Below are 24,030 nucleotides of genomic sequence, written 5' to 3' on the forward strand. Positions count from 1 at the left end.
AACTCGCGACCTCAACCTTGGCAAGGTTGCGCTCTACCAACTGAGCTACGTCCGCTTGTCGTTTCGTTCCGCTCTCACGGCCCGGCGACGAGTTGAACTCTAGCGGATTCCCGGGCCAGTACAAAAACGCGTTTGTGCAGCGTGCTGCGCTGTGTCCGGGTGCGGACCTGGTCAGGGCCCTCGGCGGGGACATCCGGGACATGCCCGGATCGTCTGCGGACGGCCCGCCCTAGACTCGACAACGTGCTCGACCTCCCTGCCCTCGCCCGTTTCGGCGGGCGCGTGGCCACCGGCCTCCTCGACGTCACCAGCGACCCCGCGGCTCTCGACTCCACCGGCTTCTGGGCCGTGTGCGCCGACTTCGAGGGCCGTGCGCTCTGCGCCCGGTTCGCCGACGTGCGCGAGGAACCCGTGCCCGCTCCCGTGCCGGGGGCCTGGCGCGGGCCCGCCGCCGATGACTGGACGTCGTCCCTCGACCGCGCCGCGTACACGGCGGGCGTGCGGCGCATCCGTGAGCACATCGCGGCCGGCGAGGTGTACCAGGCCAACCTCTGCCGCGTCCTGACCGCGCCCGTGGCGCCCGGCGCCGATGTGGACGCGCTGACCGCGCTGCTGGCCCGGGGCAATCCTGCGCCGTATGCAGGAACGATTCGCCTGCCGGCGCACGGCGTGGAGACGGCCACCGCGTCCCCCGAGCTGTTCCTGCGCCGCGACGGCCGGGTGATCGAGTCCGGGCCCATCAAGGGGACCGGGCGCACCGAGGCGGACCTCCTCGCCAAGGACTACGCCGAGAACGTGATGATCGTGGACCTGGTCCGCAACGACGTCGGCCGGGTCTGCGCCACCGGCAGCGTGACCGTCCCCGACCTGTGCGCGGTCGAGAAGCACCCGGGCCTGGTCCACCTCGTCTCCACGGTCCGCGGCGAACTGCGCGAGGACGTCGGCTGGCCCGCCCTCTTCGACGCCGCCTTCCCGCCCGGCTCGGTCACCGGCGCCCCCAAGTCCAGCGCCCTGCGCATCATCGACGCGCTGGAGACGGCGCCCCGCGGCCCCTACTGCGGCGGCATCGGCTGGGTCGACGCGGACCGGGGCACGGGCGAGCTGGCCGTCGGCATCCGCACGTTCTGGATCGAGCGGTCCGCCGCAGGCGCGGCCGTGCTGCGCTTCGGCACCGGCGCGGGCATCACGTGGGGATCCGACCCCGAAGCCGAGTGGGAGGAGACCGAGCTGAAGGCGTCCCGACTGCTCGCGGTAGCGTCGGGTGTGTACGAGGTGAGTGAAGGGACGCTTACGTGAAGATCTGGCTCGACGGCGGGCTGCAGGACAGCGACGCCGCCCGCGTCTCCGTCTTCGACCACGGGCTGACCGTGGGCGACGGCATCTTCGAGACGGTGAAGGCGGTGGACGGCGGGACCTTCGCGCTCACCCGCCACCTCGACCGGCTGACCCGCTCCGCCCGCGGCCTCGGTCTGCCCGACCCCGACCACGACGAGGTCCGCCGCGCCTGCGCCGCCGTCCTCGAAGCCAACCCGATGCCGCTCGGCCGGCTGCGCATCACCTACACCGGCGGCCGGGCCCCCCTCGGCTCCGAGCGCGGCGACCACGGCCCGACCCTCGTCGTCGCCCTCGGCGAGACCACGAGGCGCGCCGACTCCACGGCCGTCGTCACCGTCCCCTGGACCCGCAACGAACGCGGCGCGCTGACGGGGCTGAAGACGACCTCGTACGGCGAGAACGTCGTCGCCCTGGCCCGCGCCCACCGGCGGGGCGCCAGCGAGGCGCTGTTCGGCAACACGGTCGGCCGGCTCTGCGAGGGCACCGGCTCCAACGTCTTCGTCGTCCTGGACGGCGAGATCCACACCCCGCCGCTCGCCTCCGGCTGCCTCGCGGGCATCACGCGCGAGCTGACCGTCGAATGGACCGGCGCCAAGGAGACCGACCTGCCGCTGGACGTGCTGGAACGCGCCGAGGAGGTGTTCCTCACTTCCACTCTGCGCGACGTGCAGGCGGTCCACCGCGTCGACGACCGTGAACTGCCGGACGCGCCCGGGCCGGTGACCGCCAAGGCGATGCGGATCTTCGCGGAGCGGAGCGCGGACGACCTCGACCCGTGAGGGCCGCGGGCCGGCCCGGGGGAAGCCGGGGAAAACGGGCTGCCGTTCCCCTGCGCGGAGGGGTAGAACTCCCTTGATGACCACGACCCTGCGGCCGACCGAGCCGCTGCAACACGCCGCCGACGGGGCGCTGTCGCGCCACTACCAGGTGTGCGTCAACAGCCGTCCCGTCGGAGAGGTCCGCCTCTCCACGTCCCCCGTCTTCGGCCCCGACGTCGCCCAGCTCGCCGACCTGCGCATCGAGGAACGGGACCGCGGACGGGGCCGGGGCACGGTGGCCGCGCTGGCCGCCGAGGAAGTGGCCCGGGGCTGGGGCTGCACGCGGATCGAGCTCCGGGTGCCCGCCGACGCGGCGGCCGCGCTGCGGCTGGCGACCGCGCTCGGCTACGTCCATCGCAACCGCGGCCTGGAGAAGCCCCTCGCCGCCGCCGCGCCAGCCCTGCCCGACGGCAGCGTGGGCAGACCCATGACGGAAGACGAGTTCGCGTCCTGGCTGGAACACGCGCTCGCCCACTACGCCCAGTCCTGGCGCGACCGCGGGGTGCCCGAGAACGAGGCGTGGGACAGGTCGCGCCGGGACCACGACCGCCTGCTGCCGCGGGGTCTGTCCACGCCGGACACACTGATCAGCGTCCTGGAGCACCGGGGCGATCCGGTCGGCTCGCTCTGGATGTCGTTCGCCGGCGACAAGGCGTTCGTGTTCGACGTCGAGACCGACGAGGCCCACCGGGGCCGTGGCCACGGCCGTTCCCTGATGCTGCTGGCCGAAGCCCAGTCGATCGGCGCCGGAAAGCGGATCCTCGGCCTGAACGTCTTCGCCGGCAACACCCCGGCCGAGCGGCTGTACGAGTCGCTCGGGTACGCGCCGGTGGGCTACTCGATGTACAAGAACCTGCTCTGAGCCGCGGGCCGACGGCCACCCGCCGTCCCCGGCCGGGGCCTTCCGGGCCGGTCTCAGGCCTGCTCGGCCAGCAGCCGGTCGGCGATCTCCTCGATCCGCACGCGCAGCCCCTCCTGGCTCTTGCCGCCGTCCAGCCGCTCGCCGCCGATGACGTACGTCGGGGTCCCGGTCACGCCGATCGCCTTGCCCTCGGCCTGGTCGGCGTCCACGATCAGGATGTGTCGGCCGTCGATCAGAGCGGTGTCGAACTCCTCGGCGTCCAGACCCAGTTCGGCGGCGATCTCGACCAGGAAGGGTTCCCCCCCCACGGTCCAGGTCCTCGACCCGGCCGAGCACCGCCTCGACGTAGGGCCACCCCTGGCCCTGCTCCAGCGCCTCCTCGGCCGCCTGGGCGGCGGCGAAGGCGTGCCGGTGCTTCTCCAGCGGGAAGTGCCGCAGACGCAGCTCCAGTCGGTCGCCGTAGCGCTCGCGCAGGGCGCGCAGGTCGTCGAGCGCCCCACGGCAGTCGGGGCACTGGAGCTCGCACCAGACGTCGAGGACGACGGCGCGGCCGGGCCCGGAGGCCGGCGCGGCCGACGTCGTCGAGGCGGGGGAGGAGGAGCCGGGGGAGACGGAGGAGGTCGGGGACGAGTCGCTCATGAGGCCAGTCTCCCAGCTCCCGCCCGGCCGCCCCCAGCCGGACCGGCCGCCGCATGCCCAGCGGGATCTCCCGCGAGCCCACGAGCCGGAGGGGCCGTGAGCCCGAGGGGCGGCGTAGCCGCTCGGGCTCACGGCCGACCACGCGGCCGACCACGCGGCCGAGCACGCGGCCGACCACGCGGCCGACCACGCGGCCGACCACGCGGCCGAGCACGCGGCCGAGCACGCGGTCAGGGACGCGGTCAGGGACGGCCCGGTACGGCACCTGCGGAGGAGTCGACCCGGAGATGTCCCTGATGTCCGGCCGCGGCGTGGCCCGAGTGGCCCGCGCAGGTGCAGGATGGAAGGGACGGGGAACCGGCCTGCGGGCCGTGCCGCCGCGTCGCTCCGACCACGCCCGAGTGAGCCATGCCTGGAGGACCGGATGATTGCCGAGACCGTCTGTTCCGCCGTCGCCGTGGCCGGCTTGGGCATCGCGGCGGTCACGGCCTACCGCAAGCGCTTCCTGGCGGCGGCCCGCATCGCGGCCTACTCCCTGGTGCCGCTCGGCCTGGTGATGACCGGCGCCGTCGGATGGGTCGTCGACACCGCCTTCAGTCCCACCGCCTGGGCGGGCTTCGTCGTGCTCGGCGGGGCCTGGGCCCTCTTCGCCACCACCCGGGCCGTGGAGCGTCGCCGCGGCGGCACCCGCAAGGAGCGCCGGGCTGCGGCACGCGCCGCGCAGACGGACACGGTGGCCCCCGCCGCCTCGGCGCCGTCCCTGGGACGGGCGGCCCGCCCGGCGTCCCGTCCCGAGGCCGCGCCCAGGGCCACCGGCGGCTCCGACGACTTCAGCGACATCGAGGCCATCCTCAAGAAGCACGGCATATGAACCCGCGGCCGTGACCCGGCGCCCCCAGCCGCACCCCCCGCCGCACCCCCCAGCCGTGCCCCCCCGCCGCACCCCCCCAGCCGTGCCCCCCCGCCACACCCCCCAGCCGTGACCCCCCGCCGTGTCCCGCAGCCGTGACCCCCCGCCGTGTCCCGCAGCCGTGACCCGGCGGCCGCCGCGGGGGAGGGCGGCGTGAGCGTCGGCACGTGAATCGCGACAGGCGGAGCCGACGGCCGAAACGACACACTCGGCCCGCGCGTGCGCGGAAACGATCACGGCCTGAAACCGTCGTCATGGATTCCGGCGAACTCCCGCTCAATCCTGCGTCTTGATCGCGCAGGGGGCGCGACCTGCGTCATCATCCCCGCGAGATGCTGGACACGACACAGAGCGACGCCGCGCCGCCCCAGGACGAGCCGCGCGGGTGCCTCTTCGCCCTTTCCCAGCCACCGCTGATGATCTTCCTTGCGGTGATCGGGTGTCTGCTGCTCATGGCCTCGCTGCATGATCTGCTGCTGCTGTGAGCCGTACCCGCGGTCCCCGGCGTCACCCGCCGGGGCCCGTCGGCATCGAGCGACCTCGCGCTGCCCCGCGCGGACGGCGTTCTGGGCCCGCGGCCTCCTTGCGGCGTTCTCAGCCCGCGGCCTCCTTGCGGCGCGCCCGGTAGGCGGCCACATGGAGCCGGTTGCCGCAGGTGCGGCTGTCGCAGTACCTGCGGGACCGGTTGCGCGAGAGGTCGACGAAGGCACGCCGGCAGTCCGGGGCCTCGCACCGCCGCAGCCGCTCCTGCTCCCCGGCGACCACGAAGAAGGCCAGCGCCATCCCGCAGTCCGCCGCGAGGTGGTCGGCGATGGACGCGCCGGGCGCGAAGTAGTGCACATGCCAGTCGTAGCCGTCGTGGTCGGTGAGACGAGGCGTGGTGCCCGCGGCGGCCACCAGTTCGTTGATCAGCCCGGCCGCGACCCGGGGGTCCGTCGCGGCGAAGATCCCCGCGAACCGGCCGCGGATCTTGCGCACCGCGGACAGGTCGAACTCGGAGAGCACGCCGACGTCGCTTATGTCGTGGTTGCGCACGAAGTCCCCCAGGGCGGCGACATCCGGCAGCGCGTCCGGGGTCGTGCCGTCCTCCGGGGCGGTGTTCACCAGATCCACCACGGCGTCGAGCGCGCACCGGGTGTCGTGGGTGATCAGCACGTTTCGCTCCCTGGCCTGAGGTCGGGCGAGTGCCCGCCGATGCTGGCCGATGGTAGCCGCACCGGGCCGCCGAACCACGGCCGATCGGGACCCGGATTCCTCGGCCTGCGCCGACGGGCGGCCGGGGGAGCGCCGGGCGGGCGGCCGCGGACACGCCGACGCCGCCCCACGGCTGCCCGTGGCGCGGCGTCGGCGCATGCCCTATGCGGTTGTATCAGCCCGAGCCGTCTCCCCGAGTGGACGGCGCCGGGCGGCTCGGTGTGAGCCTCGCCCTAGCTCTCCGCCAGGATGTGCGAGAGCTCTTGATCGAGGTCGAAGTGCCGGTGTTCCGTGCCGGGAGGCACGGCGGCGTCCGTCCGCTTCAGGAAGGACTCCAGGGCCCGCGCAGGGGCCTCGAGCAGCGCTTCGCCCTCAGGAGAGCTCAGCGCGATGCAGACGACGCCCTGACCGTGGCTGCGCGACGGCCAGACACGGACGTCGCCCGTGCCGGTGGGGCGATGCAGGCCTTCGGCGAGGAGGTCGCGGGCGAACACCCATTCGACGGTCTCTTCGGCTCCGGTGTGGAAGGTGGCGTGCACGGCGTAGGGGTCGGCCGTGTCGTACCGCAGGCCTGCGGGGACAGGCAGGGAGGACTCGCTCGACACAACGAGGCGCAGGTGCAGCTCGCAGCTGACCGTGGTGTTCATAAGCGCCAGGGCCTTTCGCTCAGTGTGCGCTCGGGGATTCGCACGTCGGCGAAATCGACATGCCACCTACGGTGCCGTTGTAAACCCCTCTGCGTGTTTTGCGTGCCTTTACGTAACTCTACCGGCCGACAGCTCGTTCGCGCTGTACCACCATTCCAGTGACCGGAATCTCTCGGGTAGGGTCTGGCTGTATGAATACGGGGAGTAACGAGTCCGGCGACGCGGACGCGGCCGCCGACGGGGCGGAACCGGACGGAGCGACGCGGGGACGGCAGGGGCAGGGGCTCGGCTCCAGGGCCCCCGAATTCGTCAAGGCGCGCCGTGTGCTGCACCTGAGCTGGCAGGTGGGCGTCTTCGTGCTGGGCCTCGCCGTGGTGGGCGCCGGCATCGTCATGCTGCCGCTCCCCGGCCCCGGCTGGGTCGTCATCTTCGGCGGCATGGCGATCTGGGCGACCGAGTTCGTCTGGGCCCAGCTGGTGCTGCGCTGGACCAAGCGCAAGGTCACCGAGGCGGCACAGCGTGCCCTGGACCCGAAGGTCCGGCGCCGGAACATCGTCCTGACCTCGATCGGCCTGGTGATCATCGGGGCGCTGCTCGGGGTCTACCTCTGGAAGTTCGGCATGGAGATGCCCTGGAACATCAAGGATCAGTGATCCTCGGCGTCCGGCGGACGGGAACCTCCGTCCGCCTCCGTACATGGTCACAGTCACCCCCTGACATGGGGTAATGTTCTTCCTGCGTCCGGGCGATTAGCTCAGTGGGAGAGCGCTTCGTTCACACCGAAGAGGTCACTGGTTCGAACCCAGTATCGCCCACCCGGAACGCCGGCCCGCCTGCGAGAGCGCAGACGGGCCGACGTCGTTCTGTCGCCGCGCGTCCCCCCATGGGCCCTCACGCCCCCCCATGGGGCACTCGCCGGGCCTTGCCCGACCTTGTCACCTGCACTCTTCGGCATCCCGTCGGCTCCCGGCGGCCACCCCGTGCGGCGCCCCGCCCCGCCGTTTCCTACCGTTTCCCTACCTTTTCTCGCCATGTCGGAGCCGCCCGCGAGCCCGACATGGCGTCGGCGTCCGTCGGAACCGCCCGCGGCTCGCCGGGGCCGCGCGATCGCTCCCGGCAGGCGCCCCTCGCCTCGCGGCTTCGCCTCGCGCGTCGCGTCGCGCGCCCACCCCGGCTCCGGGGTCGCCGGCCCCTCGCGGCCCCGCCGCCGTGAGCCCCCGGGGTGTGCCCCGGCGCCCTCCCGGCACCCGCAGGGGCGTCCCCCGGCCCATGCCCTCCCCGGTAACAGCAAGTGACCCTTCTCTGGCGTCGCGCGGGCGCCGCCGCACCTCGGCCCGGCGGACAACGCGCCCCTCACGCACCATCAGTTCGCTTTCGCACCGGTGTCATCCGTCCCGTCCAGGGTCAAACCCGCGTCGTCGAGGCGGATTTCCGCCGTTCGGCATCCCTGCGGAAGGTCCGGTGTCAGTTCGAGGCTTCGAACGGATGCTCCTCACCTGGGAATTCGTCCTGGCGTGAGCGTCGAGGCGCGTGAGCGTCCCCGCCTCGTCGTGGGGTCGTCGCGAAGTCGCGGCGCAAGAAATTCCTGTCCGAATCATTGACGGTCTCTCAACCCCCTCGTACCTTGTGCCAGCAAGCGCTTTCTTGAAACGATTCATGCAAGTGGCAACGACGCTGCGGGGAGGGCCCGACTGTGGGAACCAGCAGGAATGTTGAGAGGCGAACGATCCTCAAGGCCGCGGGGGCGACGGCGGCCACGCTGGGCCTGGCCGCGACCACCGGGTGCGGAGGAGACAGCGGGACCTCCGCGGACGGAACGGTGACGATCCGTTACGCGTGGTGGGGCGGCGAGCCGCGCACCATCGCCATCAAGAAGACGATCGCGCTCTTCGAGAAGAAGTATCCGAAGATCAAGATCAAGCCCGAATTCACCGACTACGAGGCGTTCTGGGAGAAGTTCCAGACCCAGGCCTCCGGCGGGAATCCGCCGGACGTTTTCCAGAATGCGGTCGGTTTTCTGCGCAAGTACGACAAGCGCGGGGTTCTGATGGATCTCAAGGCGCAGGCCGACGCGGGGAACCTGAAGCTCGACGACTTCCGCAACGGCGTTCTGGCGAACGGTCAGGTCGACGGCAAGCAGATCGGCATACCGGTCGGCGCGAACACCATGGCGCTCGTCATCGACCTCAAGGCGTTCAAGAAGGCGGGGGTGGCGGCGAAATTCGGCTGGACCTGGGACGAGTACTTCGACGCGCTGCAGACGATCCAGGACAAGCTGAAGATCGCCGGCGACACCGGCTACTTCGCCATCATGTACCTCTACGACCTGTACCTGCGTCAGAACGGCAAGGCCTTCTTCACGGAGACCGGTCTCGGCTTCACCGAGGACGACGTGACGCAGTGGTGGGCGGACGGCTACAAGCGCGTGAAGTCCGGGCTCGTCGCCGACCCGAAGAAGATCGAGCAGGTCAAGCCGAAGTCGGGTCTCTCGGCGGGCCTCGCCGCGTCGGAGTTCACGTGGGACAACTTCTCCATCCGTTACGAGGGCGAGGGCGAGTCGGACTACGGGCTCGCCCCGATCCCGACCACCAACGGCAAGGACACCGGCCAGTACCTCGGCTCGCTGATGCTGAGCGCCTTCTCGGGGACCAAGCACCCGAAGGAGGCGGCCCAGTTCATCGACTTCATGGTCCACGACCCCGAGGTCGGCAAGATCATGGGCTACGACCGCGGCATCCTCGCCACCACCGAGCAGTACGGCGCCTTCAAGCCGGCCGACGCCCAGAACAAGGGCGTCGCGGCCTACGAGGACGAGGTCGCCAAGGCGGGCGTGCTCGGGAAGATCACCCCGCACCCGTCCGGCGCGGACGTCATCGAGGCGGCCTTCCTGCGCATCGGCGGTGAGGTCGCCCAGGGCAAGACCAAGCCGGCCGACGCCGCGAAGGCGCTGTTCAGCGAGGCCAAGGCCGCGTTCGCGGGCTGAGGGGACGTACCACCATGACGCTCGTCAAGGAAGCGCCCGCCCGCCCGGCGAAGAAGCGGCCCGCCGCTCCGGTCGCCGGGCGGCGCGGGCGGCGGCGCGAGAATCTCGCCGGCTACCTCTTCATGTCGCCGTGGATCGCGGGGTTCCTGCTGCTCACCGCGGGACCGATGATCGCCTCGCTGTACTACGCGTTCACCAGCTACAACCTGTTCACGCCGCCCCGGTGGGTGGGGCTCGACAACTTCACCACGATGTTCCAGGACCCGCGCTGGCAGAAGTCGGTGCAGGTCACGTTGAAGTACGTCGTCGTGGCCACACCGCTGAAGCTGCTCCTCGCCCTCGGCGTCGCGCTGCTCCTCGCCCAGAAGCGGCGCGGACAGGCCCTGTACCGGGCCGCGTTCTACATGCCGTCGCTCATCGGCGCCAGCGTCTCCGTGGGCTTCGTGTGGCGGGCGCTGTTCTCCGACGACGCCGTGGTCGACCGTACCCAGAAGATCTTCGGGCTCGACGTCGGCGGCTGGATCGGCAACCCGGACTATGTCCTGTACGCCCTGGTGGCGCTGAGCATCTGGCAGTTCGGCGCGCCGATGGTGATCTTCCTGGCGGGGCTCAAGCAGGTGCCGCAGGAACTGTACGAGGCCGCCGAGATGGACGGAGCCGGCCCCCTGCGGCGGTTCTGGAACATCACACTGCCGATGATCTCCCCGGTCCTCTTCTTCAACGTGCTGCTGGAGTCGATCCACGCGTTCCAGGTGTTCGGCTCGGCGTACGTCGTCTCCGACACCAGGTGCGGACCGGCCGACGCCACCTTGGTCTATACCTGCTACCTCTATCAGAAGGGCTTCAAGGAGGCGCAGATGGGCTTCGCTTCCGCGATGGCCTGGACGTTGGTGGTGGCGGTGGCGCTGGTCACGGCGGTGCTGTTCTGGTCGCAGAAGAAGTGGGTGCACTACGAGGAGGCCGCCAAGTGAGCACTGCCACCCGTCCCGTCGCGCGCGCGGGGACCGAGCGGCGGCGCGTCGGATCCCTCGCCTGGCACGCGGGCGCACTGCTCGTGCTCGCGGTGGTCCTCTATCCGGTGGTGTGGGTGCTCGGCGCCTCGTTCAAGCCGAGCAAGGACATCATCGCCAGTCTCGACCTGCTGCCCGCCAAGCCGGTCTGGGCCAACTTCTCCGGACTCGCCGACGGCATCTCGGGGATCTCCATCGGCAGCTTCTTCACCAACTCGCTGATGTACGCGGTGCTGGCCGTGGCCGGCGTGGTGCTCTCCAGCTCGCTGACGGCGTACGCCTTCGCCAAGATCCGGTTCGCCGGGCGGAACCTGCTGTTCACGCTGATGATCGGCACCCTGCTGCTGCCGTACCACGTGCTGCTCATCCCGCAGTACGTGCTGTTCCGCAACCTCGGCTACATCGACACGCTCGTGCCGCTCGTGGCGGGCAAGTTCCTGGCCACGGAGGCGTTCTTCGTCTTCCTGATGGTCCAGTTCATGCGGGGGCTGCCGCGCGAGCTGGACGAGGCCGCCAAGCTGGACGGCTGCGGGCACCTGAGGACCTACTGGTCCATCGTGCTGCCGCTGAGCCGTCCCGCGATCATCACCAGCGCCATCTTCGCGTTCATCAACGCGTGGAACGACTTCATGGGCCCGTTGATCTACCTCAACACGCCCTCCAAGTACACCGTGTCGCTCGGGCTGATGATGTTCCGCGACCAGGAGGGCATCTCCAACTACGGCAGCATGATCGCGATGTCGCTGGTGGCGCTCGTCCCCGTCGTCGCCTTCTTCATGGCCTTCCAGCGCCATCTCATCGACGGTATGGCGACCTCCGGACTGAAGGGCTGAGGCGGTCACCATGGCGCAAGCACGGGCGAAGGCCCGCTCCGCGCGCGGGGAGTCGGTGTTCGGCGAGCGGTTCGCGGTCTTCGCCGAGTGCCTGCTCACCGGAGTGTGGATCGCGGTGGCCTGCCTCGGGCTCCTCACCTATCCCGCGGCCTTCGCCGCCGGCGCACGGCATCTGCGGCGTCGTACGACCCACCGGGACGGCGGTCTGCGGGACTTCGTCGCGGACTTCCGGGCGGCCGTGCGCGGCGGATGGGCCGTCGGGCTGGCCGGCTGGGCGGCGGCCGGCGCCGTCCGGGTGGACGTTCTGGCCTCGAGGGCCGGGATCCCCGGCGGACCGTTCGTCGGGGCCGTCGGCGTCTTCGCGCTGATCGGGCTCGCCGTGGCGCTGCTGCGGGCGGCGGCCGTGTGGACGCCGGGCTCCCGCTGGCGGACGCTGCTCGCCGATGCCGGGCGGCGCACCGTGCGCGATCCCGCCGGGTCCTTCCTCATCGTCTGCGGGCTGGCGGTCGTCGCCCTGTCCGCCTGGTTCCTCCCGCCGCTCGCGGTCCCCGTGCTCGGGGCCGCCGTCGCGGCGGGCGTCGCGGTCGAGGTGCGCTACCGGCACCGCTGACGGCGACGCTCCCTTCCGGGGTCGGCGCACCGGGCGTCGCACCTCTATCTGTCATGCCTCTGACCATCCCGCTGCGCATGCCGCACGGAAAGGAAGGCCGCATCTCATGTCTCCCATCCCCCGCAGGTCCCTGCTCAAGGCGGCGGCCGTCGCCGGCGCCGCCGCGCAGTTCAGCTGGGCCCTAGGAGCCAAGGACGCCGAGGCCGCGCCGGCAGCCGGGGCGGCGGACACCGACCCCGTGACCCTGGACTGGCTGGAGGACGGCGGTCTCGGCGCCGCCCCCGGCTCCACGCTGGGTGTGCCCTGGCCCATGGGCGCCTACCCGCAGGACCAGACCTTCGCGCTGACCGACGCCGACGGCAAGGACGTCCCCGTCCAGTCCTGGCCGATCGCCTACTGGCCGGACGGATCCCTCAAGTGGACCGCCCACGCCGTCAGTTCGGGCGTCGGCAAGCTCACCCTCGCCGCCGGCGCCCCCGCCGCGCCGGCCAAGAAGGTCACCGTCGACAAGCGCGGCGGCACCGTCGCCGTCTCGACGGGCGTCATCACGGCGAAGATCGGCACGTCGGGCTCCACGATCGTCAAGTCCGTCACCCGCGGCTCCACCGAGATCGCCAAGAACGGCCGGCTGGTCCTGATCCGCCAGCCCGAGATCGAGGACGAGGACCAGGGCACGGTCAAGACCGAGCGCTTCGACGGCGCCGTCGAAGGCGTCACCGTGGAACAGTCGGGCCCGGTCCGCGCGGTCGTCCGCATCGACGGCAAGCACCGCAGGGGCAGCCGCAGCTGGCTGCCGTTCTCCATCCGCCTCTACTTCTACGCGGGCGCCGACTCCTTCCGCATGGTGCACACCATCACCTACGACGGGAAACAGGAGCCCGGCAAGGCGAGCGGCGACTTCATCCGCGGACTGGGCGTCCGCTTCACCGTCCCGATGCGCGACGAGTCCTACGACCGGCACGTCCGCATCGGCGGCGAGGGCGCCGGCCTGCTGCGCGAGGCGGTCAAGGGCATCACCGGACTGCGCCGGGACCCGGGCGCGGCGGTCCAGGCGGCCCAGTACGCCGGCCGGAAGCTGCCCGACCCGTCCACCTGGGACCAGCGGGTCACCTCGCGCCTGCAGTACATCCCCGAGTGGGGTGACTACACCCTTTCGCAGCTCTCCGCCGACGGCTTCACGCTGCGTAAGCGCACCAGTAAGGGACACGGCTGGATCGGCGCCGGCGGCGGCAAGCGGGCCTCCGGCTTCGGCTACGTCGGCGGGGCGAGCGGAGGCTTCTCCTTCGGCCTCAGGGATTTCTGGGAGAAGCACCCGGCCCAGCTCGACGTCCGCGACGCGCACACCGACGAGGCCGAGGTCACCCTCTGGCTCTGGTCGCCCGAGGCACAGCCCATGGACCTGCGCTTCTACCACGACGGCATGGGCCAGGACACCTTCCCCGAACAGCTCGAAGGCCTCAACATCACCTACGAGGACTACGAGCCCGGCTTCGGCACCCCCTACGGGATCGCCCGTACCTCCGAGCTGCTGTTCTGGGCCAACGAGTCGACGCCGTCGCCCGAGAGGCTGGCCGAACAGGTCGCGGCCGTGCGGGTGCTGCCGCAGCTCGCCGCCCCGCCCAAGCAGCTCATCAAGGCCAAGGTCTTCGGCCCGGGCCTCTACTCCGAGCCCGACCGCTCCACCCCCGCCAAGGCCAGGATCGAGGACCACCTCGACTTCCTGTTCACCTACTACAAGGACCAGGTGGAGCAGCGCCGCTGGTACGGCTTCTGGGACTACGGCGACATCATGCACACCTACGACGCCGTCCGGCACCAGTGGCGCTACGACATCGGCGGCTACGCCTGGGACAACTCCGAGCTGTCGCCGGACATCTGGCTCTGGATGGCGTACCTGCGGTCCGGCCGCGCGGACATCTTCCGCTTCGCCGAGGCGATGACCCGGCACACCGGCGAGGTCGACGTCTACCACCTCGGCCAGTGGGCGGGCCTGGGCACCCGGCACGGCGTCCAGCACTACGCCGACAGCGCCAAGCAGCAGCGCATCGCCAACACCACCTACCGCCGCTACTACTACTTCCTCACCGCCGACGAACGCGTCGGCGACCTCATGCACGCCAACGTCGACTCCGACGAGACGTTCCTCGCCCTGGACCCGCTGCGCAAGATCCGCACCGAGCCCTACACGCCCGACCGGCACGCCCTGTCGATCGGCTTCGGCACCGACTGGAGCGGGCTGGTGTCGGCCTGGCTGACCGAGTGGGAACGCAAGGGCCCCAAGTGGGAGAAGGCCAAGGCGCGCGTGCTGTCGACGATGGAGACGATCGCCGCCCAGCCCAACGGCTTCGTCCAGGGCAGCGGTCTGTACGACCTGGACACCGGCCGGTTCGCCGTCGCCACCGCCCCGGTGGTCGGCGTCTCCCACCTGTCGGCGGTCTTCGGCCTCAACGAACTGTGCGCCGAGCTGATCCACCTCGTCGACATGCCGAAGTTCAACGAGGCGTACTTCGACTACTGCCGCTACTTCAACGCCACCAAGGCGGAACAGGCGGCGCGCTACGGCTCCAACTTCGGCACGCTGCTGCTGTTCCAGGGCCATTCGCGCCTCGACGCCTACGCCGCCGTCCAGACCGGCGACGCGGCGCTCGCCAAGCGGGCGTGGACGAAGTTCTACGGCTCCGACGGCTACACCGAGTCCTCGCCGTGGAAGACGGAGCCGCTCAGCGGCCCCGCCACCCTGGTCGCGGGCAGCGAGGCCGCCTGGGTGTCCACCAACGACACCGCGCTCTACGGCCTCGCCGCCATCGAGAACCTGGCGCTGCTCGGCGACAAGATGCCATAACGAGCGGCTAGTTCAGCTTCTCCAGGACCTCCCGTACCCGCCGGACATCCCGCAGCCGCTGCTCGTACGTCGCACCGAGTGCGAGCAGCAGCAGTCCGGCGAGGGCGGGCGGCGCCCAGCGCGGGAGCGCGTCGGTCACCTGGACCAGGTACGGGGCGAGTTCGTGCAGCGCGTCCAGCGTGAGAACCGAGCCGCCCAGCACGAGCGGCGCCTGCAGACGGTGCCGGGCCCCCAGCAGGGTCAGCAGCAGCGCGGACGCGCCGAGCAGCAGGGGGCGCGTCCACCCGGGGTCGCCCCAGGCGACGGCGAGGCTCGGCAGCAGCGTGGCGGCGAGCCCCGGGCCGTACGCCGTCCAGGACGAGACGGCCGGGTCACGGCGTCGACGCAGGGCCCCGACGACCAGGGCCGGGACCGTCGCCGGCAGGGTGTACGCCTCCGCGAGGGCCACCTGCCAGGACGCCAGCCGCACCCATGAGGCCAGCACGAACAGGACGACGGCCGCGTACCCCACCCGGCGCCGGTCCGGGCGCAGGGCGGTGCCGGCGGCGATCACCGCGCACAGGGACAGCACCAGCGCGAGCAGCGGCGGGTCGAACACCGCGAGGCCGACGGCCAGCAGGCCCGCGCCGGCGCCGACGGCCTCCACCACGACGGTCGTCACGAGGTCGCCGATCCGGGGCGCGGTCACGGCCGCGACCACGGGGACCACGAGCACCAGCAGGGCGATGTGCTCCGGCCGCCAGCCGGCGGCGGCGCCCACGGCCGCGGCCAGGGCCGTGGCACAGCCCAGCGAGGCGGCCGCGGACACGGCTGCCGCCCGGCCACGCCACGCGGCTCCCGCGAACATCACGGTCAGCACCGCGAGCACGGTGAGCGTTGCGGCCTCGGTGGCCAGGGCGAGGAGGGCGAGACCGAGCGAGACGAGCAGGGCGAGCACGGTCGTCGTCCGCGTCGCCGGCGCCAGAAGGGCCGCCGCCGTGGCGCCCATGACGCACAGTCCGACGGCATAGGGCAGTTCCAGCGCGGTGGGGACGACGAGCAGCGCGGCGCAGACCAGCACCAGGGCGGCGGTCCGCGCCTGCGGACGCCACTCCCCGTCACGCACCGCCGTCGCCAGGACCACCGCGACGGCGGCGAGGATGAGGGGGACCGTGACGGCGTACGGCGGCCAGAAGGCGTCGACCGTCACCGCGGCACGGGCGTCGGACGGAGCCCCGGACCAGATGTGCCGCAGCCACGCGACCGGGCCCAGCAGCGTGACGCCGACGGCCGGGACCGCCCACAGCACCGCTCCCGCCTGCACCAGACCGGAGGCCCAATGGACGCCCCGGCGCATCGCCTGCGTCCCGCGGGCGACGGCCAACAGCGCTGTGCCGCACGCCAGATAGCCGGGCACCGCCCACTCACCGGGCGTCGAGACCCGCAGGACGCCGCCCAGTGCGGCGACCGCGCACAGCGCGCCGGCCACGGCCCCGCCCGTGACGAAGCCGGGGTGCGGGGCGAACCGGGCCACGCCCAGGGCGATCGCCGCCGCGAGGACGAGGAGCGCCGCCGCACGGGTAGCCGCGCCCGGACCGGCCGCCTCCAGCGAGAGTCCGCCGGCCGCCAGGACGCCCCAGCCGCCGGTGGCGAGGGCGCACACCACCGCGACCGTGCGCACCGGCCGCTGCGCGACCCGCAGCGCGACCGCCGCGTCGAAGGCCGCCGTCAGCAGCACCGCGGCCGTGACCGTGTGGTCCCCGCCGCCCGCCGCGACCGCCCACAGCGGCAGCGCGAACTGAGCGGCCGTCAGGGCGGCGGGGCGCGGCAGCCGTACCGCCGCCGTGCCCGGCAGCGCGGCGAGCGCCGTGCCGTACCCGGCCCATACCGCCGCCAGCAGCGTCGAGGTGGCCGCCGCGTACGTCGTGCCGTCCGCCGCGGAGAACGCGACCTCGTACAGGGCGTAGGCGTCCAGCACCGTCAGCGCGAGACCGAGTCCCGCGACCGACTCCGCGGTGGACCGCAGCCCCCGCCGCAGCAGCGCGACGGGCGCGCCGAGCACCGCGAGCGTGACCGCGCCGAGCACCGCACACCGCCCGGCGATCCCCAGGTGCCCCCAGCTGACCAGCGTGAAGACCATCGCCGCGACGGTGAGCAGGACTCCGCCGAGCAGGAGGAGAACGTTCTGCACGCTCGGAGCGCTGGTCTCGGGGCGGCGGGACGCGACCGGAGGCGCGGGCCGTTCCGGCGCGACCGGTGGCGCCGCCTGCTGAAGTGCGGCGACCAACCAGGCGCGGCGCGCCAGCAGTTCGGCCCGGCGGGCGGCCAGGTGTCGCAGTTCGGTGTCGAGGAGCCGCAGCTCCTCGGCCGGAGGCGGAAGTGGCGTCATGCCTCGGAGTGTGGTCGGCGTCACCTCCGCCGGCATGAGCGCCCGTACTCAGAACACGTACTCATCCGCACTGGCCGGGCCGCGCGCGGGCACACTCTGCCCATGGACTGGACCCGTTACCGTTTCCGCAGCCTGTGGGCCCTGCCCGCGTCGCCCGCCCGCGTCCTCGAGGCGCTGGGGCGGGCCGAGGACTACCCGCGCTGGTGGCCGCAGGTGCGCGAGGTGGACCGCGTCGACGACACGACCGGCGTCGTCCGCGTCCGCTCCGTCCTCCCGTACGACCTCACCTTCACGGTGCGCGGGGTGCGCAACGATCCGGCGGCCGGAGTCCTGGAGATCGCCCTGTCGGGCGATCTCGACGGCTGGGCGCGCTGGACGGTCACCGCCCACGGCCGCGGCGCCCTCGCCCGCTACGACCAGGAGGTCCGCGTCGACAAGCCGCTGCTGAGACGGTTCGCCGTGCCGGGGCGGCCGCTGTTCCGCCTGAACCACCGGCTGATGATGCGTGCCGGGCGGCGCGGTCTGGCGGCGTACCTGGAAGCGGTTTGAAGGAAGCGTGCGGGGCCCTGTATGGTTCAGTGCGTTCCCGGGCGATTAGCTCAGTGGGAGAGCGCTTCGTTCACACCGAAGAGGTCACTGGTTCGAACCCAGTATCGCCCACCGGGAGAGGCCGGTCCGCGTCGAGCGGACCGGCTTTTTCGTGTCCGCGGGGCGGGCGCGGGCCGCCCTACGCCGCCGCCGGCATCTCCGGCCGCAGGGGCCACGACGTGTCCACCGTCTCCGGCGTGCCGCTGCGCGCGAACCACGCCTGCAGCCCCCGTGCCTGCGCCGCGTGCCAGGTGGTCTGCAGGCTGTGCAACTCGGCCGGGGAGAGCCGTTCCAGCCGGGCCGCGAACCGCCGGCCGAGCGCCCGGACGACCTCCAGCGCGGCCAGCGCGTCCGCCGCCGCGTCGTGCGCCTCCGCCAGCGTCACGTCGTAGTGCGCGCACAGGTCGGTGAGCGTGCGCCGGCCCTTGCGGTAGCGGTCCAGGTGCTTGTCGAGCACCCGCGGGTCCAGCACCCGCAACGGCGTCGCGTCCAGCCAGACGCCCAGCGACGAGGCGCGGTGCCGGCGCAGCTCTCGGTCGAGCAGCGTCAGGTCGAACGGCGCGTTCATCACCACCAACGGGCGCCCCGCCGCCGCCTGTTCGGCGAGCAGCTCGGCTATCTCGAACATCACCGGCGACGGCCAGCGGCCGTTGCGCTGCAGGTGGTCGTCCGTCAGACCGTGCACCTCCGTCGCCCCGGCGGGCACCGGCACGCCCGGGTTCACCAGCCACCGGCTGACCCGCGGCCTCGCGCCCGGCGCGTCCTGGACGACGAGCGCGGCCGACACGATCCGGTCGGTCTCCACGTCGACGCCCGTCGTCTCCGTGTCAAATGCGGCCAAAGGGCCCTCGTACCAGTTCGCCATGTCCACTCAACCCCTCGATCACCCACGGAAGCTGACGCACCGTCTTCTGCCTGTTTGGTGATACCCGGGCTGTTTGCGCCGTACGCCGGAAGGACACAACACGGGTACGGGTCTTTGCAGTTCAGCGGCCCGTCACGGGATCCGGCTCCGGTGGGAAGGCTGTTGGCCATGGCGATTGCGCAGCCCGAGCGGGGCGGGCTGCTGCCCGAACGCGCGGGCGTTCACCGCGGCACACTCGCCACCACCGCCTGCATGGAGACATTGCAGGTGGGCTATCTCCACGCCGTCGCGGCGGCCGCGGGCTGCTCGCTGTCCCAGCCGTTCCCGGACAACGGCATCGACTGGCACGTCAGCCACAGCGCGCCCGGGCACACGGTGGACGACGAGGTGACCATCAAGGTGCAGCTCAAGGCGACCTACCAGGTCCGTCCCGACCCGCCCGGTCCCTTCTTCTCCTTCACCCTCGACAACGATCATCTGCGCAAGCTCGCCCGCACCCCGGTGTCGGTGCACAAGATCCTCGTCGTGATGATCGTCCCCCGGTCGCAGGACCAGTGGCTGCGGGCCGGACACGACCGCCTCGACCTGCGCCACTGCTGCTACTGGGTCAATCTCGCCGGCCACCCGATCACCGGCCGGACCCGGACCACCGTGCGGATACCGACCTCACGCATCTTCGACGACCGGGCGCTGTGCGAGATCATGACGCGGGCCGGGACGGGAGGCAGACCATGACCCACCGCCCCCTCGACGAGCCGCTGCGGCCGGTGCGGCCGCACCCCGAGGCCGCCTGGAACCAGCCCCCCGAGCCCACCGAGGTGGACCCCGCCGTCCTCGGCGCCCTGCTGCGCCGGCACGGCTGGCAGCGGCGCGGCGGCGCCGCCGGACGCTACGGCCGCTGGACCCCGCCCGGACCGGGCGGCGCCCAGACCAGCCTGCTCGTGCCGGAGAGCCGCGCCTTCCCGGACAGCGACGACCTGCTCGGCGAGGCGCTCGCGGCGCTCGTCCGCAGCGGCACGCCCTCCGCGCGCGAGGTGCTCGTCGCACTGGCCGTGCCCAGCGACGAGGTCCGCTGGTGGCGGGACTCGCCGACGGGGCCCGCAGGAGCCGCCTCCTGGGCCGTGGAGGAGCAGCTGCGCGCCGCCGCCCGGCAGATGCTGCTGGCCGGCGCGCTCGCCACCCGCGCGCGTGCGGGCTACTACGGCGCACGGCACCGCCGCGCCGCCCTGGCCGCGCTGGAGGACGTCCTCGTCGGCTCGGCGGCCGGCGGGCGCCGGCTCACCGCCTTCGTGCCGGTCGCGGGCGCCCGCTCCCTCGCCGTCCGGCTCCACCAGGCCCTGTACGCCGTCCGCGAGGCGATCGACTACCAGCGGGCCGTCGGCGGCATGGACGCCTTCGACGGCGCCGTGGAGGCCGGTGCCAGCCGCGAGCTCACCGAGGCGCTGATCACGCTGGTGCGGGGCGCCGAGGGCGCCCGGATCGCCGTCGAATGGTCGCCCGCGGCCGGAGTCCCCGCGGACTGCGCCGCCGGCGGCGAACCGGTGGAGTTCTCGCCCGGCGACCTGTCCGTGCTGCGCGAGGCGGGCGCCCGCTATCTGCGCGAGGAGCCCTCCGTCACCGTGCGGATCACCGGCACGGTCGTCCGCCTGCGCAGGGCCGGGCCGAGCGGCGACGGAAGCGTACGGCTGCGGGTGCTGGCCGGCGCGGACATCCCGCACCTGCGTCTCACGCTCGACGAGGAGGACTACCGCGTCGCCGGCCAGGCCCATCTCGACGGACTGCCGGTGCGGGTGCAGGGCCGGCTGGAGAGCCGGGGCGGGTTCCGCAGCCTCACCGGAGTCCGCCGGGTCGTCCCCGTGCAGGTGGACGAGGCCGATCGGGACCGTCTGCTGAAATCGATGCAGGGCAACGCGGCGGGCGCGGACGTCTTCGCGGAGGACTGCGGAGAACGACGGCCGGGGGACTGATTTCGCGGTCGGCGGGTGCGGGTCGGTACGATCGCGTCCTGCGCGCGCTCACGGTATGGCGCCGCACCCCCTTCAGTCAGGAGAGACCGGTGTCAGACGTCCGTGTGATCATCCAACGCGATTCCGAGCGGGAAGAGCGCACGGTGACGACGGGCACCACGGCCGCCGACCTCTTCGCCGGCGAGCGCTCGATCATCGCCGCGCGGGTGGCCGGCGAGCTCAGGGACCTGTCGTACGCACTCCGCGAGGGTGACGAGGTCGAGGGCGTCGAGATCTCCTCCGAGGACGGCCTGAACATCCTGCGCCACTCCACCGCGCACGTGATGGCCCAGGCCGTGCAGGAGCTCTTCCCCGAGGCCAAGCTGGGCATCGGCCCGCCGGTCAAGGACGGCTTCTACTACGACTTCGACGTCGAGAAGCCGTTCACGCCCGAGGACCTCAAGGCCGTCGAGAAGAAGATGCAGGAGATCCAGAAGCGGGGGCAGCGCTTCGCCCGTCGCGTGGTCACCGACGAGGCCGCCCGCGAGGAACTCGCCGACGAGCCCTACAAGCTGGAGCTCATCGGCCTCAAGGGCTCGGCCTCCAGCGACGACGGAGCGGACGTGGAGGTCGGCTCAGGCGAGCTGACGATCTACGACAACCTGGACGCCAAGACCGGCGACCTGTGCTGGAAGGACCTGTGCCGCGGTCCGCACCTGCCCACCACCCGCAACATCCCGGCGTTCAAGCTGATGCGCAACGCGGCCGCCTACTGGCGCGGCAGCGAGAAGAACCCCATGCTCCAGCGCATCTACGGCACCGCCTGGCCCTCCAAGGACGAGCTCAAGGCCCACCTCGACTTCCTCGCCGAGGCCGAGAAGCGCGACCACCGCAAGCTGGGCTCCGAGCTCGACCTGTTCTCCATCCCCGAGCAGATCGGCTCCGGCCTCGCCGTCTTCCACCCCAAGGGCGGCATCATCCGCCGGGTCATGGAGGACTACTCGCGCCGCCGGCACGAGGAGGAGGGCTACGAGTTCGTCTACACCCCGCACGCGACCAAGGGGAAGCTCTTCGAGACCTCGGGTCACCTGGACTGGTACGCCGACGGCATGTACCCGCCCATGCAGCTCGACGAGGGCGTGGACTACTACCTCAAGCCCATGAACTGCCCGATGCACAACCTGATCTTCGACGCGCGCGGCCGCTCCTACCGCGAACTGCCGCTGCGCCTCTTCGAGTTCGGGACCGTGTACCGCTACGAGAAGTCGGGCGTCGTGCACGGCCTCACCCGCGCGCGCGGTTTCACCCAGGACGACGCGCACATCTACTGCACCCGTGAGCAGATGTCGGACGAGCTCGACAAGACGCTCACCTTCGTCCTCGGCCTGCTGCGCGACTACGGCCTGACCGACTTCTACCTGGAGCTGTCCACCAAGGACCCGGAGAAGTTCGTCGGCTCGGACGAGGTCTGGGAGGAGGCGACCGAGACGCTGCGCCAGGTCGCCGAGAAGCAGGGCCTCCCGCTCGTTCCCGACCCGGGCGGCGCCGCGTTCTACGGCCCCAAGATCTCCGTCCAGACGAAGGACGCCATCGGCCGCACCTGGCAGATGTCGACCATCCAGCTCGACTTCAACCTGCCGGAGCGCTTCGACCTGGAGTACACCGGCCCGGACGGCTCCAAGCAGCGCCCGGTCATGATCCACCGCGCGCTGTTCGGCTCCATCGAGCGGTTCTTCGCGGTGCTCCTGGAGCACTACGCGGGCGCGTTCCCGGCATGGCTGGCCCCGGTCCAGGCGCTCGGCATCCCGATCGGCGACGGGCACGTGGAGTACCTGGAGAAGTTCGCCGCGGCCGCGAAGAAGCAGGGCCTGCGGGTCGAGGTGGACTCCTCCTCGGACCGCATGCAGAAGAAGATCCGCAACGCCCAGAAGCAGAAGGTGCCCTTCATGGTCATCGCGGGCGATGAGGACATGGCGAACGGCTCGGTCTCCTTCCGCTACCGCGACGGCTCGCAGGAGAACGGCATCCCGTTCGACGAGGCCATCGCCAAGATCGCGAAGGTCGTCGAGGAGCGGACGCAGATCTGACGACGCCGTGCGACGGGCCCCCGGGGAATCACCTCCCCGGGGGCCCGTCGCCGTCCCCGCGGCCGTTGCCGGCGTCGTCCTGCCGCGAGAACACCTGGATCAGCCAGGACGAGAACGAGCCGGTGACCGCGCCCAGCAGGGCCAGCCCGCAGGCCATCAGCCCGACCGCGATCATCCGGCCGCCGGTCGTGACCGGGACGACGTCGCCGTAGCCGACGGTGGTGAGCGTCTCGGCCGCCCACCACAGGGCGTCCCCGAACGTGTGCATATGGGTGCCCGGCGCACCCCGTTCCCGGTCGTAGACGGCGAGCGCGCCCGCGAAGCCCAGCAGCATCGTCGTCACCCCCGAGTAGGCGATGACGCGCGCGTACAGGGCCAGCCGGGGCTGCCCGCGTCGGCGCTGCACGGCCTCGTACACCTTGACCACCCGCAGCGGGCGCAGCAGGGGCAGCAGCACGACCACGGTGTCCAGCTTGTGTCTGCGGACGAAGCCCAGCCGCTGTCCGCTGCGCCGCCATCGCACGCCGTAGTCGGCGGCGAACAGCGCCCACATGGCGGCCAGCACCGCCGTGCACAGGTCCCGCCAGCCGGCCGGCAGCCCCTGGGCGAGGACCAGCACGGCGTACATGGCGAGGAACACCAGGGAGGCGAGCGCGAGGGGGAGCTCGGTGCGGTGCTCCCAGCCGGTCAGACGGCCGTCTTCGTCCATCGGCCCAGCTTGGCCCGCGCCGCTTTCGCGCGAACCCCGCCGACACGCCGCGAACGGGCGAAGCCATATGCTGACTGGCATGACGAGTGAGCCGGAGCAGCAGATCGGAGTCGGGACGCAGGACTCGTTCCAGCGCCTGTGGACGCCCCACCGGATGGCCTACATCCAGGGTGAGAACAAGCCGACCGGCCCGGGGGCCGACGACGGCTGTCCGTTCTGCTCGATCCCGGCCAAGTCCGACGAGGACGGGCTGGTCGTCCGCCGCGGCGAGCACGTGTACGCGGTGCTGAACCTGTACCCGTACAACGGCGGCCACCTGATGACCGTGCCCTACCGGCACGTGGCCGACTACACGGACCTGACCCTCCCGGAGACCGCCGAGCTCGCCGAGCTGACCAAGCAGGCGATGGCGGCTCTGCGCGCCGCGTCCGGCGCACACGGCTTCAACATCGGGATGAACCAGGGGAGCGTCGCGGGGGCGGGCATCGCGGCCCACCTCCACCAGCACATCGTGCCCCGCTGGGGCGGCGACACGAACTTCATGCCGGTGGTCGGGCACACCCGCGTGCTGCCCCAACTCCTCGCGGACACCCGGAAGATGCTGGCGGACGCCTGGCCCGTCGGCCCGTCCGGCGTTTGAGGGCGAGGCCGTTCGGGCCGGAAGCGGGGGTCGGGGGCGCAGCCCCCGGGTCCGGTCACCCCCCCCCACTCGCCCGCCCCCCCCCACCCGCGCGGGCCCACCCCCCCAAGCTCAACCCGGGTTGGTGTGCGCCGTACCCGGGGT

General features: G+C 72.1%; 21 protein-coding genes, 2 tRNA genes and 1 pseudogene. 18 read left to right on the top strand and 6 right to left on the bottom strand.

Annotated elements, in window-relative coordinates; genetic code table 11:
* Positions 1-243 precede the first annotated feature (243 nt).
* The 3 genes from ACFVYK_RS34225 (at position 244) to ACFVYK_RS34235 (ending at position 3,015) form a co-directional block, all read left to right on the top strand.
* Complete coding sequence (locus tag ACFVYK_RS34225; protein WP_389780631.1) at positions 244-1,296, top strand: chorismate-binding protein; 1,053 nt, start codon at positions 244-246, stop codon at positions 1,294-1,296.
* Positions 1,293-2,114 carry an aminotransferase class IV gene (locus tag ACFVYK_RS34230; protein WP_389780632.1) on the top strand — a complete coding sequence of 274 codons (822 nt, stop codon included), beginning with the start codon at positions 1,293-1,295 and terminating at the stop codon, positions 2,112-2,114. The genes ACFVYK_RS34225 and ACFVYK_RS34230 overlap by 4 nt, the downstream gene beginning before the upstream one ends.
* 76 nt (positions 2,115-2,190) lie before the next feature.
* The gene (locus tag ACFVYK_RS34235) at positions 2,191-3,015 is read left to right on the top strand and encodes a GNAT family N-acetyltransferase (protein ID WP_389780633.1); all 825 of its coding nucleotides are present in this window, start codon (positions 2,191-2,193) and stop codon (positions 3,013-3,015) included.
* A gap of 53 nt (positions 3,016-3,068) precedes the next feature.
* Here the strand turns inward: ACFVYK_RS34235 and ACFVYK_RS34240 are convergent.
* Positions 3,069-3,654: pseudogene (locus ACFVYK_RS34240) on the bottom strand (DsbA family protein).
* Positions 3,655-4,078: 424 nt separating this feature from the next.
* Here ACFVYK_RS34240 and ACFVYK_RS34245 point away from each other — a divergent pair.
* Entirely contained in the window at positions 4,079-4,525 is a 447-nt protein-coding gene (locus tag ACFVYK_RS34245) for a hypothetical protein (RefSeq protein WP_389780634.1), read from the top strand.
* 371 nt (positions 4,526-4,896) lie between these two features.
* Positions 4,897-5,049 (top strand): hypothetical protein, encoded by a 153-nt coding sequence (locus tag ACFVYK_RS34250; RefSeq protein WP_020128804.1) that lies wholly within the window; start codon positions 4,897-4,899, stop codon positions 5,047-5,049.
* Between the two features lie 109 nt (positions 5,050-5,158).
* Here the strand turns inward: ACFVYK_RS34250 and ACFVYK_RS34255 are convergent, their stop codons facing one another.
* Together ACFVYK_RS34255 and ACFVYK_RS34260 are read right to left on the bottom strand one after the other, a co-directional pair.
* Positions 5,159-5,719, bottom strand: coding sequence for a CGNR zinc finger domain-containing protein (locus tag ACFVYK_RS34255; protein WP_389780635.1), 561 nt, complete (start codon positions 5,717-5,719; stop codon positions 5,159-5,161).
* A 272-nt stretch (positions 5,720-5,991) separates the two neighbouring features.
* Positions 5,992-6,405, bottom strand: coding sequence for an SsgA family sporulation/cell division regulator (locus tag ACFVYK_RS34260; protein WP_004002642.1), 414 nt, complete (start codon positions 6,403-6,405; stop codon positions 5,992-5,994).
* Between the two features lie 191 nt (positions 6,406-6,596).
* Here ACFVYK_RS34260 and ACFVYK_RS34265 point away from each other — a divergent pair, with 191 nt between their 5' ends.
* From ACFVYK_RS34265 to ACFVYK_RS34295, 7 genes are all read left to right on the top strand, one after another.
* Positions 6,597-7,058, top strand: coding sequence for a TIGR02611 family protein (locus ACFVYK_RS34265; RefSeq protein WP_389780636.1), 462 nt, complete (start codon positions 6,597-6,599; stop codon positions 7,056-7,058).
* Positions 7,059-7,148: 90 nt separating this feature from the next.
* Positions 7,149-7,220, top strand: a tRNA-Val gene (locus ACFVYK_RS34270).
* A gap of 878 nt (positions 7,221-8,098) precedes the next feature.
* Positions 8,099-9,388, top strand: a complete 1,290-nt coding sequence (locus ACFVYK_RS34275) for an ABC transporter substrate-binding protein (protein ID WP_389780637.1) — start codon at positions 8,099-8,101, stop codon at positions 9,386-9,388.
* 14 nt (positions 9,389-9,402) lie between these two features.
* Positions 9,403-10,359 (top strand): carbohydrate ABC transporter permease, encoded by a 957-nt coding sequence (locus tag ACFVYK_RS34280; RefSeq protein WP_389780638.1) that lies wholly within the window; start codon positions 9,403-9,405, stop codon positions 10,357-10,359.
* On the top strand, positions 10,356-11,231 hold the full coding sequence (locus tag ACFVYK_RS34285; RefSeq protein WP_389780639.1) for a carbohydrate ABC transporter permease: 876 nt from the start codon (positions 10,356-10,358) through the stop codon (positions 11,229-11,231). Before ACFVYK_RS34280 ends, ACFVYK_RS34285 begins: the two co-directional genes overlap by 4 nt.
* 10 nt (positions 11,232-11,241) lie before the next feature.
* Positions 11,242-11,841, top strand: coding sequence for a hypothetical protein (locus ACFVYK_RS34290; protein WP_389780640.1), 600 nt, complete (start codon positions 11,242-11,244; stop codon positions 11,839-11,841).
* Positions 11,842-11,947: 106 nt separating this feature from the next.
* Complete coding sequence (locus ACFVYK_RS34295) at positions 11,948-14,683, top strand: Tat pathway signal sequence domain protein (RefSeq protein ID WP_389780641.1); 2,736 nt, start codon at positions 11,948-11,950, stop codon at positions 14,681-14,683.
* Between the two features lie 7 nt (positions 14,684-14,690).
* Here the strand turns inward: ACFVYK_RS34295 and ACFVYK_RS34300 are convergent, their stop codons facing one another.
* Positions 14,691-17,087: an SCO7613 C-terminal domain-containing membrane protein gene (locus ACFVYK_RS34300; RefSeq protein ID WP_389780642.1), complete on the bottom strand. Its 2,397-nt coding sequence runs from the start codon at positions 17,085-17,087 to the stop codon at positions 14,691-14,693.
* A gap of 66 nt (positions 17,088-17,153) precedes the next feature.
* On the opposite strand from ACFVYK_RS34300, the gene ACFVYK_RS34305 reads away from it, so the two are divergent.
* Together ACFVYK_RS34305 and ACFVYK_RS34310 are read left to right on the top strand one after the other, a co-directional pair.
* Positions 17,154-17,600, top strand: coding sequence for an SRPBCC family protein (locus tag ACFVYK_RS34305; protein ID WP_389780643.1), 447 nt, complete (start codon positions 17,154-17,156; stop codon positions 17,598-17,600).
* 39 nt (positions 17,601-17,639) lie between these two features.
* Positions 17,640-17,711 (top strand) — tRNA-Val (locus tag ACFVYK_RS34310).
* A 67-nt stretch (positions 17,712-17,778) separates the two neighbouring features.
* On the opposite strand, the gene ACFVYK_RS34315 is transcribed toward ACFVYK_RS34310, so the two are convergent.
* Positions 17,779-18,504 carry a 3'-5' exonuclease gene (locus ACFVYK_RS34315; RefSeq protein WP_389780644.1) on the bottom strand — a complete coding sequence of 242 codons (726 nt, stop codon included), beginning with the start codon at positions 18,502-18,504 and terminating at the stop codon, positions 17,779-17,781.
* A gap of 168 nt (positions 18,505-18,672) precedes the next feature.
* On the opposite strand from ACFVYK_RS34315, the gene ACFVYK_RS34320 reads away from it, so the two are divergent.
* The 3 genes from ACFVYK_RS34320 (at position 18,673) to thrS (ending at position 22,537) form a co-directional block, all read left to right on the top strand.
* Entirely contained in the window at positions 18,673-19,239 is a 567-nt protein-coding gene (locus ACFVYK_RS34320) for a DUF4365 domain-containing protein (RefSeq protein WP_389780645.1), read from the top strand.
* Positions 19,236-20,471: a hypothetical protein gene (locus ACFVYK_RS34325; RefSeq protein ID WP_389780646.1), complete on the top strand. Its 1,236-nt coding sequence runs from the start codon at positions 19,236-19,238 to the stop codon at positions 20,469-20,471. Before ACFVYK_RS34320 ends, ACFVYK_RS34325 begins: the two co-directional genes overlap by 4 nt.
* Positions 20,472-20,560: 89 nt before the next feature.
* A complete protein-coding gene (gene thrS / locus ACFVYK_RS34330) occupies positions 20,561-22,537 on the top strand; it encodes a threonine--tRNA ligase (protein WP_389780647.1) in 1,977 nt (658 codons plus the stop codon).
* Between the two features lie 28 nt (positions 22,538-22,565).
* Here thrS and ACFVYK_RS34335 read toward each other — a convergent pair whose 3' ends face one another.
* Positions 22,566-23,246, bottom strand: coding sequence for a potassium channel family protein (locus ACFVYK_RS34335; protein ID WP_389780648.1), 681 nt, complete (start codon positions 23,244-23,246; stop codon positions 22,566-22,568).
* A gap of 67 nt (positions 23,247-23,313) precedes the next feature.
* Here ACFVYK_RS34335 and ACFVYK_RS34340 point away from each other — a divergent pair, with 67 nt between their 5' ends.
* Complete coding sequence (locus tag ACFVYK_RS34340) at positions 23,314-23,886, top strand: HIT family protein (RefSeq protein WP_389780649.1); 573 nt, start codon at positions 23,314-23,316, stop codon at positions 23,884-23,886.
* Positions 23,887-24,030: the final 144 nt, after the last annotated feature.

Origin of the sequence: Streptomyces sp. NPDC058291 (assembly GCF_042880855.1) — a bacterium.
In the GTDB taxonomy this organism is placed as follows: domain Bacteria; phylum Actinomycetota; class Actinomycetes; order Streptomycetales; family Streptomycetaceae; genus Streptomyces.